Below are 16922 nucleotides of genomic sequence, written 5' to 3' on the forward strand. Positions count from 1 at the left end.
TTGCAGGGGCGAGTTGGGCGGAATGGTGGAAATAAGCGTAAAATACGAGGTTACAGGGGCGAAAGTGCTTGGGATGCGGAAATAAGCGCATATAGTGAGGTTACATAGTGCGAATTGTGTGCGCCAGCATGCCGCGCACCAAATGCTCGCACTATCTGCTGGCACTAGCTTTACAAAACTTCATCATATAATTACTTGATTATATAATTATATAGATCTACAATGCAAACAAGCAACACACTTTAATGGAAGGGAGCACTCGATATGCAGCAGATCAACCGGAGCGGCGCGACGGCATTGGTGCAGAGTATGAATCCGAGTATGGACCATGACGCTGCCGAAGCGTTCGACGAGATGGCGGCGACGCTCAAGCTGCTCGGCGACCGCACGCGGTTGACGATGCTGGCGCTGATGCGGGAGGGCGAGCTGTGCGTGTGCGACATCGCGGATGCGCTGGAGACGTCCCAGCCCAATGCGAGCCAGCATCTGCGCAAGCTGAAGGCCGCTCGCCTCGTGCGGGAGGCGCGCAAGGGACAGTGGATCTATTATTCGCTGGCGCTGGAAGAAAAGCCGTATGTCGCCATGCTGTTGGAGCGGCTGCCCTCCCTCGCGGACCAGCTGCATTCGGCGGGCGGCGGGTGCTGCCCGGATGGAGGCTGACCCGGTCGGATATGGCAATTGCAGCAGGAATCATTTTTATCGTCACGCTTATTTTTGTCATCTGGCAGCCGCGGGGGCTGTCCATCGGCTGGTCGGCGAGCGCGGGCGCCTTGCTGGCGCTGTTGTGCGGCGTCGTCAGCTTCGCCGATGTCGGCACGGTCACGGGGATCGTCTGGAACGCGACGCTCGCCTTCGTCGCGATTATCCTGATCTCGCTCGTCCTGGATCAGATCGGCTTCTTCGAATGGGCGGCGCTGCATATGGCGCGGCTGGCGAAGGGCAGCGGCACGCTGATGTTCGTGCTCATCGTGCTGCTCGGCGCGGCGGTGTCCGCACTGTTCGCCAATGACGGGGCGGCGTTGATCATGACGCCAATTGTGTTGGCGATGGTGCGCAGCCTCGACTTTGAGCGCAGGATGATTCTGCCGTTCGTGATGGCGAGCGGCTTCATTGCGGACACGGCTTCGCTGCCGCTGGTGATCAGCAATCTGGTCAACATCGTTTCGGCGGATTATTTCGATATCGGCTTCCTGGAGTACGCAGGCCGGATGATTGTCCCGACGCTATGTTCCATTGTCGCCAGCCTGGCGGTGCTGTATGTGTATTTCCGCAAGCATATTCCGGCACGCTATGCGCCTGGCGAATTGCGGGAGCCGTCCGAGGCGATCAAGGACCAGCGCTTGTTCAGACTATCCTGGATTATGCTGGCGGCCTTGCTGATCGCTTACTTCGCCAGCGAGCTGCTGGCACTGCCGATCTCGGCAATCGCGGGAGCAGGCGCGCTGATCCTGCTGCTAGCCGCGCGGCGCAGTCCGGCGGTGCAGACGCGGCAGCTCGTCAAGGAAGCGCCGTGGACGGTTGTCGTATTTTCGATCGGCATGTATGTGGTCGTCTACGGCCTGCGCAACGCAGGGCTGACGGATACGCTGACCGGCCTCATCCGGCGCATTGCCGACGAGGGACTGCTTGCGGCGACGCTTGGCATGGGCTTCTTGGCGGCGCTCCTCTCCTCGGTCATGAACAATATGCCGACGGTGATGATCGACGCGATTGCCATCCGCGGCACGACCGCCTCGGGATTCGTCCGCGAGGCCTTGATTTACGCCAATGTGATCGGTTCGGACCTGGGTCCGAAGATTACGCCGATCGGCTCGCTCGCCACGCTGCTGTGGCTGCATGTGCTGTCGGGCAAGGGCGTGAAGATCGGCTGGGGTTATTATTTCAAGGTCGGGCTGTTGCTGACCGTGCCGACGTTGCTCATTACACTGACCGGATTGTATGCATGGCTCGCCGTGCTGCAGTTCATTGAGGGCTAGCGGTCTGCAGCGGACCGTGCGAGTCGTTGTGTATTAACTAGCGCGCTGCAGCCGACCGTGCGGATCGTTGTGTTCGGAGAGGAGAATACGAATGGTCGAGATCAGCGGCCATAGCTCGGATGTCATCGCCCAGGCGACGTTGCAAGAAGCCGACTATATCATCACGCTCTGCGGCCGTGCGGACGAGCATTGCCCCGCCGCGCCCGGCGCCCGTGCGACGAGGCGGCACTGGGGCTTTGACGATCCGGCCCAGGCTGCCGGTACGGAAGAGGAGGTCATGGCGGCGTTCCGCCAGGTGCGCGACGCGATTCAAGCGCGAATCGGGCAGTTCCTGTCTAGCGGCCAATAAGCGACAATCCGCCAAGCGGCTTTTCTTTCCCGTACACCGGGGAGAAAGACCGCTTCATTTTGTCGAATTTACGGCCTGCCGAACTTTAAAAAAATTTACGGACGACGAAATGGACCGACGTCAAGAAAACTGCCATAACATCTTCCGAAACACGAACTATAAGCGGTGAATATCATTTAATGTTCGTGTTTTGCCGTTGACAAGCCTTGTTAGGCTTGATAAACTTAAAGAGCTTGTAAAAGGCCGCTTGGCCTCGGAATTTGCATGATATTGTCGATTGTGAAGGGCCGGCGTCGCTGCTTGATTGATCCGCTCGCGAGCGGAGCGCGCCGGCCGTCTTCTTTTGCCTGCCGCAGCAGGAGACTCACCTGCAGGCGGGGATATATTGGGGTTGTCCCGACCGGGGCAGCCTTATGCTGTCTTTAGATGTAGCTCCACCCCTTCAAGATCAAAGATCATGGAAAGCGAGTGATGCAAGTGGCAGCAAAAGTGGGCGTCATCATGGGCAGCACGTCCGACTGGGAGACGATGAAGCTGGCCTGCGATGTGCTGGAGGAGCTGGATGTGCCGTACGAGAAAAAGGTCGTCTCGGCGCATCGCACGCCGGACCTGATGTTCGAATACGCGGAATCGGCCGCGCAGCGCGGGCTCAAGGTCATCATCGCCGGAGCGGGCGGAGCCGCTCATCTGCCCGGCATGGTCGCCGCCAAGACGATCCTGCCGGTCATTGGCGTGCCCGTCAAGTCGTCGAATCTGAACGGGCTCGACTCGCTGCTGTCGATCGTGCAGATGCCGGGCGGCGTGCCGGTGGCTACCGTGGCGATCGGCAAAGCCGGCGCGACCAACGCCGGGCTGCTCGCCGCGCAGCTAATCGGCGCCTTCGACGCGGATGTGCAGGCCCGCGTGCAGGCGCGGCGCGAGCAAGTAACGCAGCGTGTGCTCGAAAGCAGTGACAGCCTGTGAGCGGCGTGGACAAGCCGGGGCTGAACGAGGCGGCGGGTAGGACGCCTTCGGCCGGTACTGGCGATCAAGCGCCGGGGGTCGGCGAGCAAGCCGGCGGCGGCGCGGCCGATCCCGGCGCAGCGACGAGCGACGAAGCAGGGGGTGGGGGCGCGGCGAAAGCGCGCGATGCCGCAGGATCGCGGCAAGCGCGCACGATCCTGCCCGGCGCGACGGTCGGCATTCTCGGCGGCGGCCAGCTCGGGCGCATGATGGCGCTGGCGGGCAGCGCGATGGGCTACCGCTTCGTGGCGCTCGATCCGACTGCGGACGCGCCGTGCGGTCAGGTGGCGGAGCAGATCGTCGCCGCCTACGATGACCGTGAGGCGGCGCGCGAGCTCGCCGGGCGCGCCGACGTCATTACCTATGAATTCGAGAATGTCGACGCGGATGTGGCAGCGATGCTGATGGACGAATCGTATGTACCGCAGGGCAGCCGGCTGCTGCATACGACGCAGCATCGGCTGCGCGAGAAGCGCGCGATCGAGGCTGCCGGCGTGCCGGTGGCGCCGTACGCGCAGATCGGCAGCGAGGCCGAGCTGCGCGAGGCGGCGGCGCGGCTCGGCCTGCCGGCCGTGCTCAAGACGGCGACCGGCGGCTACGACGGCAAGGGCCAGTGGGTCATCCGCAGCGAAGCCGAGATCGCGCCGGCCTATGCCGAGCTGAGCCGCGCCGGCACGGAGCTGGTGCTGGAGCAATTCATCCGCTTCGACAAGGAGCTGTCCGTCATCGCGGCGCGCAGCCCGCGGGGCGAGGTGCAGACGTTCCCGGTCGCGGAGAATGTGCATGTCGACAATATCCTGCATCTGTCGATCGTGCCGGCCCGCATCCCGGCGGAGATTCAGGAGCGGGCGCGCAGCCTCGCCGTGCGAATCGCCGCAGGGCTGGATGCGGTCGGACTGATCGCAGTGGAGATGTTCCTGACGGCGGGCGGCGAGCTGTACGTCAACGAGCTAGCGCCGCGCCCGCACAACAGCGGACACTATACGATGGAGGCGTGCCGCACGTCGCAGTTCGAGCAGCATGTGCGCGCGGTGTGCAATCTGCCGTTGGGCGGCACGGAGCTGCTGACGCCGGTCGTGATGGTCAATGCGCTCGGCGAGCATGTGGAGCCGCTGCTGCGCCGCATCGGAATGGCGGACGAAGCGGCGGCGCGGCTCGGGGTGGAGCCGAAGCTGCATCTGTACGGCAAGCACGAAGCGAAGAGCAAGCGCAAGATGGGCCATGTCAACGTGCTGGCGCCGAATGTGGAAGCCGCGCTGGCATGGATCACCGAAACGAATATATGGAGGGTATAAAAACGTATGCTGGAGAGATATAGCAGGCCGGAAATGCGGGCGATCTGGACCGAAGAGAACAAGTTCAAGGCATGGCTGGAAGTCGAGCTGTGCGCATGCGAGGCATGGGCGGAGCTGGGCGTCATCCCCAAGGAGGATGTAGTCGCGCTGCGCAAGGGCGCGAGCTTCGACATCGACCGCATCGACGCGATCGAGCTGGAGACGCGGCATGACGTGATCGCCTTCACCCGCGCGGTGTCGGAGACGGTCGGCCCGGAACGCAAGTGGGTGCACTACGGTCTCACCTCGACCGACGTCGTCGATACGGCGCTCGGCTATCTGCTGCGCCAGGCCAACGACATCCTGCGCGGCGACCTTGAGCGCTTCATCGGCATCCTGCGCGATCAGGCGATGGCCTACAAGGACACGCCGATGATGGGCCGGACGCACGGCGTCCACGCCGAGCCGACGACCTTTGGCCTCAAGGTGGCGCTCTGGTACGAGGAAATGAAGCGCAACCTGGAGCGCTTCGAGCATGCGGCGGACGGCGTCCAGTTCGGCAAGATCTCCGGCGCGGTCGGCACGTACGCCAACATCGATCCGTTCGTCGAGGAATTCGTGTGCGGCAAGCTCGGCACGAAGCCGGCGCCGATCTCGACGCAGACGCTGCAGCGCGACCGCCATGCGGAATACATGGCGACGCTGGCGCTGATCGCGACCTCGCTGGACAAGTTCGCCACCGAGATCCGGGCGCTGCAGAAGAGCGAATTCCGCGAGGTGGAGGAGCCGTTCGCCAAGGGGCAGAAGGGCTCGTCGGCGATGCCGCACAAGCGCAACCCGATCGGCTGCGAGAACATCTCCGGCCTGGCCCGCGTCATTCGCGGCCATATGGTCTCCGCCTACGAGAATGTGCCGCTCTGGCACGAGCGCGACATCAGCCACTCGTCGGTGGAGCGGGTCATCCTGCCGGATGCGACGATGCTGCTTAATTATATGTTGAACCGGCTCGGCCGAATTATTCAGAACCTGACGGTATTCCCGGAGAATATGAAACGCAACATGCAGCGCACGTACGGCGTGCCGTTCTCCGGCCGCGTCATGACCAAGCTGATCGACAAGGGCCTCAGCCGCGAGCAGGCGTACGACACCGTGCAGCCGCGCGCGATGCAGGCATGGGAAGAGCAGCGTCAGTTCCGCGACATCATCGCCGAGACGCCGGCGATTACGGAGCTGCTGTCGGCCGAGGAGCTCGACGACGCATTCAATCCGGCGTGGCATCTCAAGCACGTCGATACGATATTCCAGCGGCTCGGATTGAGCTAGGAAGGAGGCAGCGGCGATGAAACAACAGACTACCGCGATTGCGACGGCAGAGCCGTATGTGAAGGCCCCGTTGCTCTACAAGGGCAAGGTACGGGAGCTGTACGATCTGGGCGAGCATTACCTGATTGTCGTCACCGACCGCATCTCGGCGTTCGACTATGTGCTGGAGCCGGCGGTGCCGGCCAAGGGCAATGTGCTGAACCGGCTCAGCGCCTTCTGGTTCGAACGGACGGCGGACATGCAGCCGAGTCATGTGGTGCATACCGATGTGACCCGGCTCGGCGACCTCATTACGGAGCCCGAACTGCTCAAGGACCGCATCATGGTGACGCGCAAGGCGGAGCGGATCGATATCGAATGTGTCGTGCGCGGCTATATCACCGGGGGCGGTTGGAGACAATACCAGCAGAGCGGTACGGTCAACGGCATCCCGCTGCCGGACAGCCTGCGCAAGAACGAACGGCTGGAGGAGCCGATCTTCACTCCGGCGGCCAAAAACGACGTCGGGCACGACGAGGATATTCCGTTCGCCCAGATGCAGGCGCTGATCGGCAAGGAGCTGGCGGAGGAGCTGCGCACACGCAGTCTCGCGTTGTACCGCTATGCAGCCGGGTATTGCAAGGAGCACGGCATCGTACTGGCCGATTGCAAGTTCGAGTTCGGTCTGATTGACGGCAAGGTGATCCTGATCGACGAGATCTTCACACCCGATTCCTCGCGCTTCTGGCAGCAGGAGAAGTACGCGCTGGACGTCGAGATCGACAGCATGGACAAGGAGCCGGTGCGAGCCTATCTGGCTGCCTCGGACTGGGATAAGAACAGCCCGCCGGCGCCGCTGCCGGACGCGGTCGTGGCGGAGACGACGCGGCGCTACCTGGACATTTACCGCAAGCTGACCGGCTTGGAGAATTTGGGATAATGGTAAGGCGATAGCCTGGCCACGGCGGCCTGAATAGAAGACGTAACTAATTGAAATACAGGAGGCGGCAATACGCGATGAAAGCTACGGTATATGTCACGATCAAGCAAAATGTCCTCGATCCGCAGGGCACGGCGGTGCAGGGCGCGCTGCATTCGATGGGCTTCGGCGAGGTAGAGGGCGTGCGCATCGGCAAGGTGCTCGAGGTGGAGCTGGCGACGACGGATCGCGCGGAAGCGGAGACGCGGCTGAAGGACATGTGCGAGAAGCTGCTCGCCAACACGGTGGTCGAAGATTATCGCTTCGAATTGGAGGGTTGACCGATGAAGTTCGCGGTACTCGTATTTCCCGGCTCGAACTGCGATATCGATTGCTACAATGCGGTCGAAGACACCGTCGCACAGCCGGTCGATTACGTCTGGCATACGGCGACGGATCTATCGGCCTATGACTGCATCATCGTGCCCGGCGGCTTCTCCTACGGCGACTATCTGCGCAGCGGGGCGATTGCCCGGTTCGCCCCGGTCATGAGCGAGGTGCGCAAGGCCGCCGAGGCCGGCAAGTATGTGCTCGGCATCTGCAATGGCTTCCAGATCCTAACTGAAGCGGGCCTGTTGCCCGGTGCGCTGATGCGCAACACCAACATGAAATTCCGCTGCCACTCGTCGCTGCTGGAGGTCGTGAACAACCGCACGCCGTTCACCAACCAGTACGAGGCGGGCGAGGTGATCGATATCCCGATCGCGCACGGCGAGGGCAATTACTACTGCGACGACACGACGCTGAGACGGCTGCAGGACAACGATCAGATCGTGTTCCGCTATGCGGAAGGCAGCAATCCGAACGGATCGGTCGCCGACATCGCCGGCATCCGCAACGAGCAAGGCAATGTCGTCGGCATGATGCCGCATCCGGAGCGCGCAGTCAGCAGCGTGCTCGGCTCGGCGGACGGGGCGCGCATGTTCGCGTCGATCTTGAACGCATGGAGGGAACAGCATGGCGCAGCAGTTAACAGCTAAGGAGCCGACGGCGGCGCAGATCGCCGAGCAGGCGATCTACAAGCAAATGGGCGTAACGGACAAGGAATACGAGCTGATCTGCGGCTTCCTCGGCCGTCAGCCGAACTACACCGAGATCGGCGTATTCAGCGTCATGTGGTCGGAGCACTGCGCCTACAAAAATTCGAAAAACGTGCTGCGCCGCTTTCCGACGGACGGCCCGCGCGTATTGATGGGTCCGGGCGAGGGCGCCGGCATCGTCGATATCGGCGATAATCAGGCGGTCGTCTTCAAGATCGAGTCGCATAACCATCCGTCGGCGGTCGAGCCGTATCAGGGCGCGGCGACGGGCGTAGGCGGCATCATCCGCGACATCTTCTCGATGGGCGCGCGTCCGGTGGCGCTGCTCAACAGCCTGCGCTTCGGCAAGCTGGAGAGCGAGCGCGTGCGCTACCTGTTCGAGCATGTCGTCAGCGGCATCGCCGGCTATGGCAACTGCATCGGCATCCCTACGGTGGCGGGCGAGGTGATGTTCGACGAGAGCTACGAGGGCAACCCGCTGGTCAATGCGATGTGCGTCGGGCTGATCGACCACGACAAGATTCAGCGCGGCGTCGCCGAGGGCGTCGGCAATCCGGTCTTCTACGTCGGTCCGGCGACGGGCCGCGACGGCATCCACGGCGCGACCTTCGCGTCCGAGGAGCTGACCGAGGAGTCCGAGGCGAAGCGCACGGCGGTCCAGGTGGGCGATCCGTTCATGGAGAAGCTGGTCATGGAGGCCTGCCTGGAGCTGATCAACAGCGGCATCGTGCTGGGCATTCAGGACATGGGCGCAGCCGGTCTGACGTGCTCGAGCGCAGAGATGGCGTCCAAGGCGGGCAACGGCCTGGAGCTGTATCTCGATCAGGTGCCGCAGCGCGAGAGCGGCATGACGCCGTACGAGATGATGCTCTCGGAGTCGCAGGAGCGGATGCTGTTCGTCGTCAAGCCGGAGCATGAGGCGCAAGCGACCGAAATCTTCGAGCGCTGGGGCGTCATCTGCGTCAAGGTCGGCAAGGTGACCGACGACGGTCGCTTGCGGCTGTTCCACCATGGCGAGGAAGTGGCGGACATGCCGGTCAAGGCGCTCGTCGACGAGTGCCCGATCTACGACAAGCCGAGCGAGGAGCCGGTCTACTACCGCGACCATGCGGCGGTCGATACGGCGGCTTACCCCGAAGTGGCCAATCTGACGGGCGCGCTGGAGCAAATTCTCGCTTCGCCGACTGTGGCAAGCAAGGAATGGGTATATAATCAGTATGACTATATGGTCCGTACGAGCACGGCGGTGCGCCCGGGCTCGGATGCGGCGGTCGTGACGATCCGCGGCACGCGCAAGGCGCTGGCGATGACGACCGACTGCAACGGACGCTATGTGTACCTCGATCCCGAGGTGGGCGGACGGATCGCGGTCGCCGAGGCGGCGCGCAACATCGTCTGCTCCGGCGCTGAGCCGCTGGCCATTACGGACAACCTGAACTTCGGCTCTCCGGAGAAGCCGGGCGTCTTCTGGCAGATCGAGAAGTCGGTCGACGGCATGGCCGAGGCGTGCCGCGTGCTGGATACGCCGGTCATCGGCGGCAACGTGAGCCTGTACAACGAGAACGCGCGCGGCGCGATCTACCCGACGCCGGTCGTCGGCATGGTCGGCCTCGTGCACGACACCGACCACATCACGACGCAGGCGTTCCAGGCGGCGGGCGATGTGATCGTACTGGCCGGCGAGACGAAGGCGGAGCTCGGCGGCAGCGAGCTGCAATATGTCGTCCACGGCGTCAGCGAGGGCCGTCCGCCGGCGCTCGATCTGATGACCGAGAAGCGGCTGCTCGGCGGCGTGCTGAGCGCGATCCAGCAGGGGCTCGTGGCCTCCGCGCATGACCTGTCGGAAGGCGGCCTGGCCGTCGCGCTCGCCGAATCGGCGATGAGCGGCGGCATCGGCGCTACGGTCGATGTGGCCTCGGAGCTGCGTCCGGACATCGCGCTGTTCAGCGAGAGCCAGTCGCGGATTCTCTTATCGGCCCGTCCCGAGCAAGCGGACGAGCTGATCGCCCATTTGCAGGCGCAGGGCGTGCCTTGTGCGGCGATCGGCGCGGTAGGCGGCGGCGAAGTCAACATTCGCGTCAACGGCAATCCGGCGATTGAAGCGCCGGTACAACATCTGGAGAAGGTCTGGAAGGATGCGATTCCATGTCTGATGAAGAAGTAATACAGCTTCCCGACAAGCTGTGGACAGGCGACCACTACAACCAAGGAATTGGCCGAGACGATATTTTTGACAAATTGCGCGAGGAGTGCGGCGTGTTCGGGGTGTTCGGTTACCCCGACGCGTCCTCGCTCGCTTACTACGGACTGCACGCGCTGCAGCACCGCGGCGAGGAGAGCTGCGGCATCTGCACCGTCGATACGGACAAGCGCGGCTTCTATTACCATCGCGGCATGGGACTGGTCAAGGAAGTGTTCGATCAGCCGAAGCTGGAGGGGCTGAGCGGCGCACGTGCGATCGGGCATGTGCGCTACTCGACGTCCGGCGAGAGCCAGCTGGCCAACGCCCAGCCGCTCGTCTTCAAGTACCGCGACGGCGATCTCGCCGTCGCGACCAACGGCAACATCGTCAACGCGCCGGAGATTCGGCGCGAGCTCGAGCAGCAGGGCTCGATCTTCCAGACGACGAGCGACACCGAGGTGATCGCGCATCTGATCGCGCGCTCGCCCAAGGACTTCACGACAGCCGCCAAAGAAGCGCTGCAGCGCATTATCGGCGGCTATGCGTTTTTGCTGATGACCAACGACAAGCTGCTCGTCGCCGCTGATCCGCATGGCCTGCGCCCGCTCGTGATGGGCAAGCTCGGTGACGGCTACGTGTTCGCGTCGGAGACGTGCGCGCTGGAGACGGTCGGCGCCGAATACCTCGAGGATGTGCAGCCGGGCGTGCTGCTCGTGCTGGACAAGGACGGCCTGCACCGCGACCGCTATGCGCCGCTGGAGCGCCGCGCGATCTGCTCGATGGAGTACATCTACTTCGCCCGTCCGGATAGCGACATCAACGGCATCAACCTGCATTCCGCGCGCAAGCGCATGGGCAGTCAGATGGCGCAGGAATCGTTCGTCGACGCGGACGTCGTGACCGGGGTGCCGGACTCGAGCATCTCCGCGGCGATCGGCTATGCCGAGCAGACCGGCATTCCGTACGAATTGGGCCTCATCAAAAACAAATACACCGGTCGCACGTTCATTCAGCCGTCGCAGGAGCTGCGCGAGAAGGGCGTCAAGATGAAGCTGAGCGCCGTGCGCAAGGTCGTCGAGGGCAAGCGGGTCGTCATGATCGACGACTCGATCGTGCGCGGCACGACCTCGCGCCGCATCGTGAGCCTGCTGCGCGAGGCAGGCGCGACGGAGGTGCATGTGCGCATCACCTCGCCGCCCTTCGCCAACCCATGCTATTACGGCATCGACACGCCGGATCGCAAGGAGCTGATCGCCTCGCAAAAGACGGTCGAGGAGATCCGGCAGGCGATCCAGGCGGACTCGCTGCACTTCATCAGCAACGACGGCTTCGTCGAGGCGGTCGGCGGCAACGAGGGTGAGTACCACCGCGGCATGTGCATGGCCTGCTTCGACAACGACTACCCCACGCCGGTGGAGCAAGCGGAGAAGAGCTGCAGCTGCTAGTTGCCGCTGGTGCGGAGGCTGGTGCAAGTCGCGCTTAGGCCGCTCCAGGGCGGCCTAAGCGCCTGGCGCTAGGGCGGCCTATGCGGACCAGTGCGGGTCTACGCGGGCCTGGCGTCGCTCAAGTGCAGGCCAAGTGCGGGCCAAGCGTCGCTCAAGTATCGCTCAACTGTAAAAGTGCAGTTGTTTTGGCCAAATGGGACGGATTGCTAGCATTGAACTGCAAAAGTACAGTTAAAATGCCTGATTTTGCAGAATATAGCTCGGTTGCATGGAATTAAACTGTATGATTGCAGTTGATGGAGTCGGAATGGACGAATACCGCGAATCGAACTGTACTTTTGCAGTTCATATGCACCGGCCGGTCGCGGTGATTTGAAATTCGTGCGAATCCGGGCAGTTCGGTTAGCGCAGTGATTCGGATCACGTGCGGGGTTGGCCGACGCGGATGACGCGGCGAATTGAATTGCTTGCAGGTTGGGCGGTGCGGATAACGTGGCAATTTGGATCGCGCGGGAATGGTTGGATTGGATTCGGTCTATGTTGAATCGGATTCGTCCTATTATGGAGTCGAGATTGTAAGGGGGAACGGATGTGTCAGAAGCGTACAAGCAGGCGGGTGTCGATATCGCGGCGGGCAACGAAGCGGTCGACCGGATGAAGAAGCATGTGAAAAAAACGTTCCGTCCGGAGGTGCTGACCGATCTGGGCGGCTTCGGCGGATTGTTCGGCCTGGACAAGAGCAAGTACGAGGAGCCGGTGCTCGTCTCCGGCACGGACGGCGTCGGCACGAAGCTGAAGCTCGCATTCGCGATGGACAAGCATGATACGATCGGCATCGACGCCGTCGCCATGTGTGTCAACGATATTATCGTACAGGGCGCGGAGCCGCTGTTCTTCCTCGACTACCTCGCCTGCGGCAAGGTCGTGCCGGAGCGTATCGAGGCGATCGTGAAGGGCATCTCCGACGGCTGCGTGCAGTCGGGCTGCGCGCTGATCGGCGGCGAGACGGCCGAGATGCCGGGCATGTATCAGGGCGACGAGTACGATATCGCCGGCTTCACCGTCGGCGTCGTCGACCGCGCCAAGATCATCGACGGCTCGTCGATTGCTCCTGGCGATGCGGTCATCGGCCTGGCTTCCAGCGGCATTCACAGCAATGGCTTCTCGCTCGTGCGGCGTCTGCTGCTGGAGCAGTCCGGCTACGCGCTGACGGATACGCTGACTGAGCTGGGCGGCGCGCGGCTCGGCGATGTCCTGATTGAGCCGACCAAGATCTACGTCAAACCGGCGCTGGAGCTGATCAGACAGGTGAATGTGAAGGGCATGGCGCACATTACCGGCGGCGGCTTCATCGAGAACATTCCGCGCGTGCTGCCGGAAGGTGTCAATGTGGAGATCGCCTACGGCTCGTGGCCGATTCTGCCGATTTTTGAATTGATGCAGCATAAGGGCCGGATCACGAATCGCGACATGTTCACCACGTTCAACATGGGCATCGGGCTCGTCGTCGTCGTCCCCGAGGCGGACGCGGAGGCAGCGCTGCAGGCAGCGGCGGCGCTGGGCGAGCAGGCTTACCGGATCGGAACCGTGACTGCCGGGGAGCGAGTCGTGACCTTCACGGGAGCGGACGTCTAATGGCGCCAATCAAAATCGCGGTGTTCGCATCGGGGCAGGGCACGAATTTTCAAGCGCTCGCCGATGCGGCAGCCGGGCGGCAGCTCGATGCTAGCATCGAGCTGCTTGTCTGTGACAAGCCGGCCGCGCCGGTCGTGGAGCGCGCACGCCGCGCCGGGATTGACACCTGGCTGTTCACGCCGAAGGAGTATCCATCGCGCGAGGCGTACGAGACGCTGATCCTGGAGGAGCTGCAGCGGCGCGGCATCGAGCTGATCGTGCTGGCCGGCTACATGCGGATCATCACGGACGTGCTGGTACAGCCTTATTACGGGCGTATGGTGAACATTCATCCGGCGCTGCTCCCGGCATTCCCCGGTGTGAACGGCATCCGTCAGGCGCTGGAGTACGGGGTCAAGGTAACCGGTGTGACCGTGCATTATGTGGACGGCGGCATGGATAGCGGACCGATCATCGCCCAGCGCGCGGTCGAGGTCGCTGACGACGATACGGAAGAATCGCTTGCGCCGCGCATTCATGCGGCCGAGCAAGCGCTGCTTCCGTGGGTCGTGCAGCAGATCGCACATGGCCGGGCGGCGCTGGAGGGACGGCATGTCACGATCGGCGCTGCTATTGGCGCTGATAAGTCACGCTAATGACGGCGGTGCTCGTGCGAGTGGTGCAAATAGAGGTAGAACGTAACGCTAATGACGCCGGTGCGCGTGCGAGTGGCGCGAATAGAGGTAGAATGTAACGTTATTGACGGCGGCACAGGCCGGGGCGGTATAGGCATAGGAATTCAAAGGAGGGCATTCAAAAGGTGGCAATTCGCAGAGCGTTGATTAGTGTATCGGACAAGACGGGCGTGGTGGAATTCGCGCAGGAGCTGGCGAAGCAAGGGGTCGAGATCATCTCGACGGGCGGGACGGCGAGCCTGCTGGAGAAGGAAGGCGTGCCGGTCATCGGCATCTCCGATGTGACAGGCTTCCCGGAAATTATGGACGGCCGCGTGAAGACGCTGCACCCCGCGGTGCATAGCGGACTGCTGGCGGTGCGCGACAACGCCGGGCATCGGCAGTCGATGGAGGAGCTGGGGCTGGACTATATCGATCTGGTGTGCGTCAATCTGTATCCGTTCGCGCAGACGATCGCCAAGCCGGATGTGAGCTATGCCGAAGCGATCGAGAATATCGACATCGGCGGCCCGTCGATGCTGCGCTCGGCTGCGAAAAATCATGCCTTCGTCACGGTCGTCGTCGACGCGGCCGACTATGCCGAGGTGCTGGAGCAGGTGCGGGCCGGCGGCGACACGGAGCTGGAGACGCGCAAGAAGCTGGCCGCCAAAGTATTCCGTCACACGGGCGCTTACGATGCGCTGATCGGCGATTATCTGACGAAGCAGACGGGCGCTACGCTGCCGGAGCGCTACACGGTCACCTACGAGAAGGTGCAGGATCTGCGCTACGGCGAGAACCCGCATCAGCAGGCGGCTTTTTATCGCCAGCCGCTGGCTGCGCCGGGGACGATCCCGACTGCGCAGCAGCTGCACGGCAAGGAATTGTCCTATAATAATATCAACGACGCCAACGCGGCGCTGGCGATTGTCAAGGAATTCACTGAGCCTGCGGTCGTCGCGGTGAAGCATATGAATCCGTGCGGCGTCGGCATCGGCGAGACGATCGACGAAGCGTACGGCAAGGCGTATGAAGCGGATCCGACCTCGATCTTCGGCGGCATCGTGGCGGCCAACCGCACGATCGGCCAGGAAGCGGCGCAGCGGATGAGCGAGATCTTCCTCGAGATCATTCTCGCGCCCGACTTCACGCCGGAGGCGCTGGAGATCCTCAGCCGCAAGAAAAACATCCGGCTGCTGCAGATCGGCGAGCTGGCCGCGGCAGATCAGCGCGAGCCGCAGTGGCTGTCGACCTCGGTCGAGGGCGGGCTGCTCGTACAGCAGAGCGACGTGCACCATCTGAGCGAGGCCGACCTCAAGGTCGTCACCGAGCGTCAGCCGACGGCCGAGGAGCTGAAGCAGCTGCTGTTCGCCTGGAAGGTCGTCAAGCATGTCAAGTCGAATGCCATCCTGCTGGCCAAGAACAACATGACGATCGGCGTCGGCGCCGGTCAGATGAATCGCGTCGGCGCGGCCCGCATCGCGATCGAGCAGGCCAATGCCGCGGCAGCGGGCGCCGTGCTTGCCTCCGATGCATTCTTCCCGATGGGGGATACGATGGAGCTGGCGGCGCAGGCGGGCATCACCGCGGTCATTCAGCCGGGCGGCTCGGTGCGCGACGAGGAGTCGATCGCCGTGGCCAATCAGCACAACATCGCCATGGTGATGACGGGCGTGCGCAGCTTCAAACACTAGGGATACGGGAAACGAACGGGGAGGTTGGCAAATTGCGGATATTGGTCATCGGCGGAGGCGGTCGCGAGCATGCGATCGTGTGGGCGCTGAGCAAGAGCGAGAAGGTAAAGGAACTGTACTGCGCGCCGGGCAACGCCGGCATCGCGCAGTTGGCGGAGTGCGTGCCGATCCCGGTCAGCCGGTTCGACGATCTGATCACCTACACGATCGATCACGCGATCGATCTGGTCGTGGTCGGACCGGACGATCCGCTCGCGGACGGCATCGTCGACGCGTTCGAGGCGCGCGGCATCCCGATCTTCGGGCCGCGGCGCAATGCGGCGGAGATCGAGGGCAGCAAGATTTTCATGAAAGAGCTGCTCAAGAAGTATGAAATTCCAACCGCGAAGTATGAGACGTTCACGGACTATGAGGCGGCGTCGGCCTACCTCGAGCAGCAGACGGCGCCAATCGTCGTCAAGGCGGACGGTCTGGCGGCCGGCAAGGGCGTCACGGTGGCATATACGATGGACGAGGCGCGCGCAGCGTTGAAGGCGATGATGATCGACAAGGTGTTCGGTGAATCCGGCACGCAGGTCGTCATCGAGGAGTGCCTGGAGGGCCAGGAGATGTCGATCCTCGCCTTCGTCGACGGCGAGACGGTGCGGCCGATGGTGCCGGCGCAGGACCACAAGCCGGTATACGACGGCGACAAGGGGCCGAACACGGGCGGCATGGGCACGTACACGCCGCTGCCGCATATTCCGCAGTCGGTCATCGACGACGCGATCACGACGATCGTCGAGCCGACGGCCCGCGCGCTCGTCAGTGAGGGAAGGCCGTTTCGGGGCTTTCTGTTCGCCGGACTGATGATCACCAAGGACGGGACGAAGACGATCGAATTCAACGCGCGATTGGGCGACCCGGAGACGCAGGTCGTGCTGCCGCGGCTCAAGACGGATCTGGTCGACATTATTCTCGCGGCCATGAACGGGCGGCTCGACCAGCTCGAGATCGAGTGGAGCGACGAAGCGGCGGTGTGCGTCATCCTCGCCTCGGGCGGCTACCCGGGCAGCTATCCGAAGGGCGTACCGATCGAGGGGCTCGAGGAGGCGGCGGCGCTGGAGGGCGTGCAGCTCTTCCATGCCGGCACGTCCAATGACAACGGCCGCTTCGTGACGAGCGGCGGCCGTGTGCTCGGCGTGGTCGGCTTGGGCGCCGACTTTGGCGAGGCGCGCGAGCGCGCGTATGCGGCGGCTCGGCGCATTCATTTCGAAGGCGTGCATTACCGCACGGATATTGGGGAAAAGGCATTGCGCGGCTAGTACACAATAGCTTAAATTCAAGATCACATCTTAGATATTGAGCAATTTGCCGTCAAACGTCCAACGAAAAGGCTTGGCCAAATGTTC

General features: G+C 62.9%; 15 protein-coding genes. All 15 read left to right on the top strand.

Annotation, left to right across the window (positions count from 1 at the left end; all coding sequences use genetic code 11):
- Positions 1–264 precede the first annotated feature (264 nt).
- Complete coding sequence (locus IDH44_RS18565) at positions 265–660, top strand: ArsR/SmtB family transcription factor (protein WP_397326806.1); 396 nt, start codon at positions 265–267, stop codon at positions 658–660.
- A gap of 11 nt (positions 661–671) precedes the next feature.
- Entirely contained in the window at positions 672–1976 is a 1305-nt protein-coding gene (locus tag IDH44_RS18570; protein WP_190920310.1) for an arsenic transporter, read from the top strand.
- 91 nt (positions 1977–2067) lie between these two features.
- On the top strand, positions 2068–2325 hold the full coding sequence (locus IDH44_RS18575; RefSeq protein WP_190920312.1) for an arsenate reductase/protein-tyrosine-phosphatase family protein: 258 nt from the start codon (positions 2068–2070) through the stop codon (positions 2323–2325).
- 477 nt (positions 2326–2802) lie between these two features.
- Positions 2803–3288, top strand: a complete 486-nt coding sequence (gene purE, locus IDH44_RS18580; RefSeq protein ID WP_190920314.1) for a 5-(carboxyamino)imidazole ribonucleotide mutase — start codon at positions 2803–2805, stop codon at positions 3286–3288.
- A gap of 194 nt (positions 3289–3482) precedes the next feature.
- Positions 3483–4622: a 5-(carboxyamino)imidazole ribonucleotide synthase gene (gene purK, locus IDH44_RS18585; RefSeq protein WP_317890212.1), complete on the top strand. Its 1140-nt coding sequence runs from the start codon at positions 3483–3485 to the stop codon at positions 4620–4622.
- Positions 4623–4628: 6 nt separating this feature from the next.
- A complete protein-coding gene (gene purB / locus IDH44_RS18590; RefSeq protein ID WP_190920316.1) occupies positions 4629–5924 on the top strand; it encodes an adenylosuccinate lyase in 1296 nt (431 codons plus the stop codon).
- Positions 5925–5940: 16 nt separating this feature from the next.
- Positions 5941–6843, top strand: a complete 903-nt coding sequence (locus tag IDH44_RS18595; protein WP_190920317.1) for a phosphoribosylaminoimidazolesuccinocarboxamide synthase — start codon at positions 5941–5943, stop codon at positions 6841–6843.
- Between the two features lie 77 nt (positions 6844–6920).
- Entirely contained in the window at positions 6921–7163 is a 243-nt protein-coding gene (gene purS, locus IDH44_RS18600; RefSeq protein WP_190920319.1) for a phosphoribosylformylglycinamidine synthase subunit PurS, read from the top strand.
- Between the two features lie 3 nt (positions 7164–7166).
- A complete protein-coding gene (gene purQ, locus IDH44_RS18605; RefSeq protein ID WP_190920321.1) occupies positions 7167–7862 on the top strand; it encodes a phosphoribosylformylglycinamidine synthase subunit PurQ in 696 nt (231 codons plus the stop codon).
- Positions 7840–10086, top strand: a complete 2247-nt coding sequence (gene purL / locus IDH44_RS18610) for a phosphoribosylformylglycinamidine synthase subunit PurL (protein WP_190920323.1) — start codon at positions 7840–7842, stop codon at positions 10084–10086. The genes purQ and purL overlap by 23 nt, the downstream gene beginning before the upstream one ends.
- The gene (gene purF, locus IDH44_RS18615; protein WP_190920325.1) at positions 10068–11549 is read left to right on the top strand and encodes an amidophosphoribosyltransferase; all 1482 of its coding nucleotides are present in this window, start codon (positions 10068–10070) and stop codon (positions 11547–11549) included. Before purL ends, purF begins: the two co-directional genes overlap by 19 nt.
- A gap of 591 nt (positions 11550–12140) precedes the next feature.
- Entirely contained in the window at positions 12141–13184 is a 1044-nt protein-coding gene (purM, locus tag IDH44_RS18620) for a phosphoribosylformylglycinamidine cyclo-ligase (protein ID WP_190920326.1), read from the top strand.
- Positions 13184–13819, top strand: coding sequence for a phosphoribosylglycinamide formyltransferase (gene purN, locus IDH44_RS18625; protein WP_190920327.1), 636 nt, complete (start codon positions 13184–13186; stop codon positions 13817–13819). Before purM ends, purN begins: the two co-directional genes overlap by 1 nt.
- 164 nt (positions 13820–13983) lie before the next feature.
- The gene (gene purH, locus IDH44_RS18630) at positions 13984–15531 is read left to right on the top strand and encodes a bifunctional phosphoribosylaminoimidazolecarboxamide formyltransferase/IMP cyclohydrolase (protein WP_190920328.1); all 1548 of its coding nucleotides are present in this window, start codon (positions 13984–13986) and stop codon (positions 15529–15531) included.
- A 32-nt stretch (positions 15532–15563) separates the two neighbouring features.
- A complete protein-coding gene (purD, locus tag IDH44_RS18635) occupies positions 15564–16835 on the top strand; it encodes a phosphoribosylamine--glycine ligase (RefSeq protein ID WP_190920329.1) in 1272 nt (423 codons plus the stop codon).
- Positions 16836–16922: the final 87 nt, after the last annotated feature.

The organism is Paenibacillus sabuli, from assembly GCF_014705605.1.
GTDB lineage: Bacteria > Bacillota > Bacilli > Paenibacillales > Paenibacillaceae > Paenibacillus_D > Paenibacillus_D sabuli.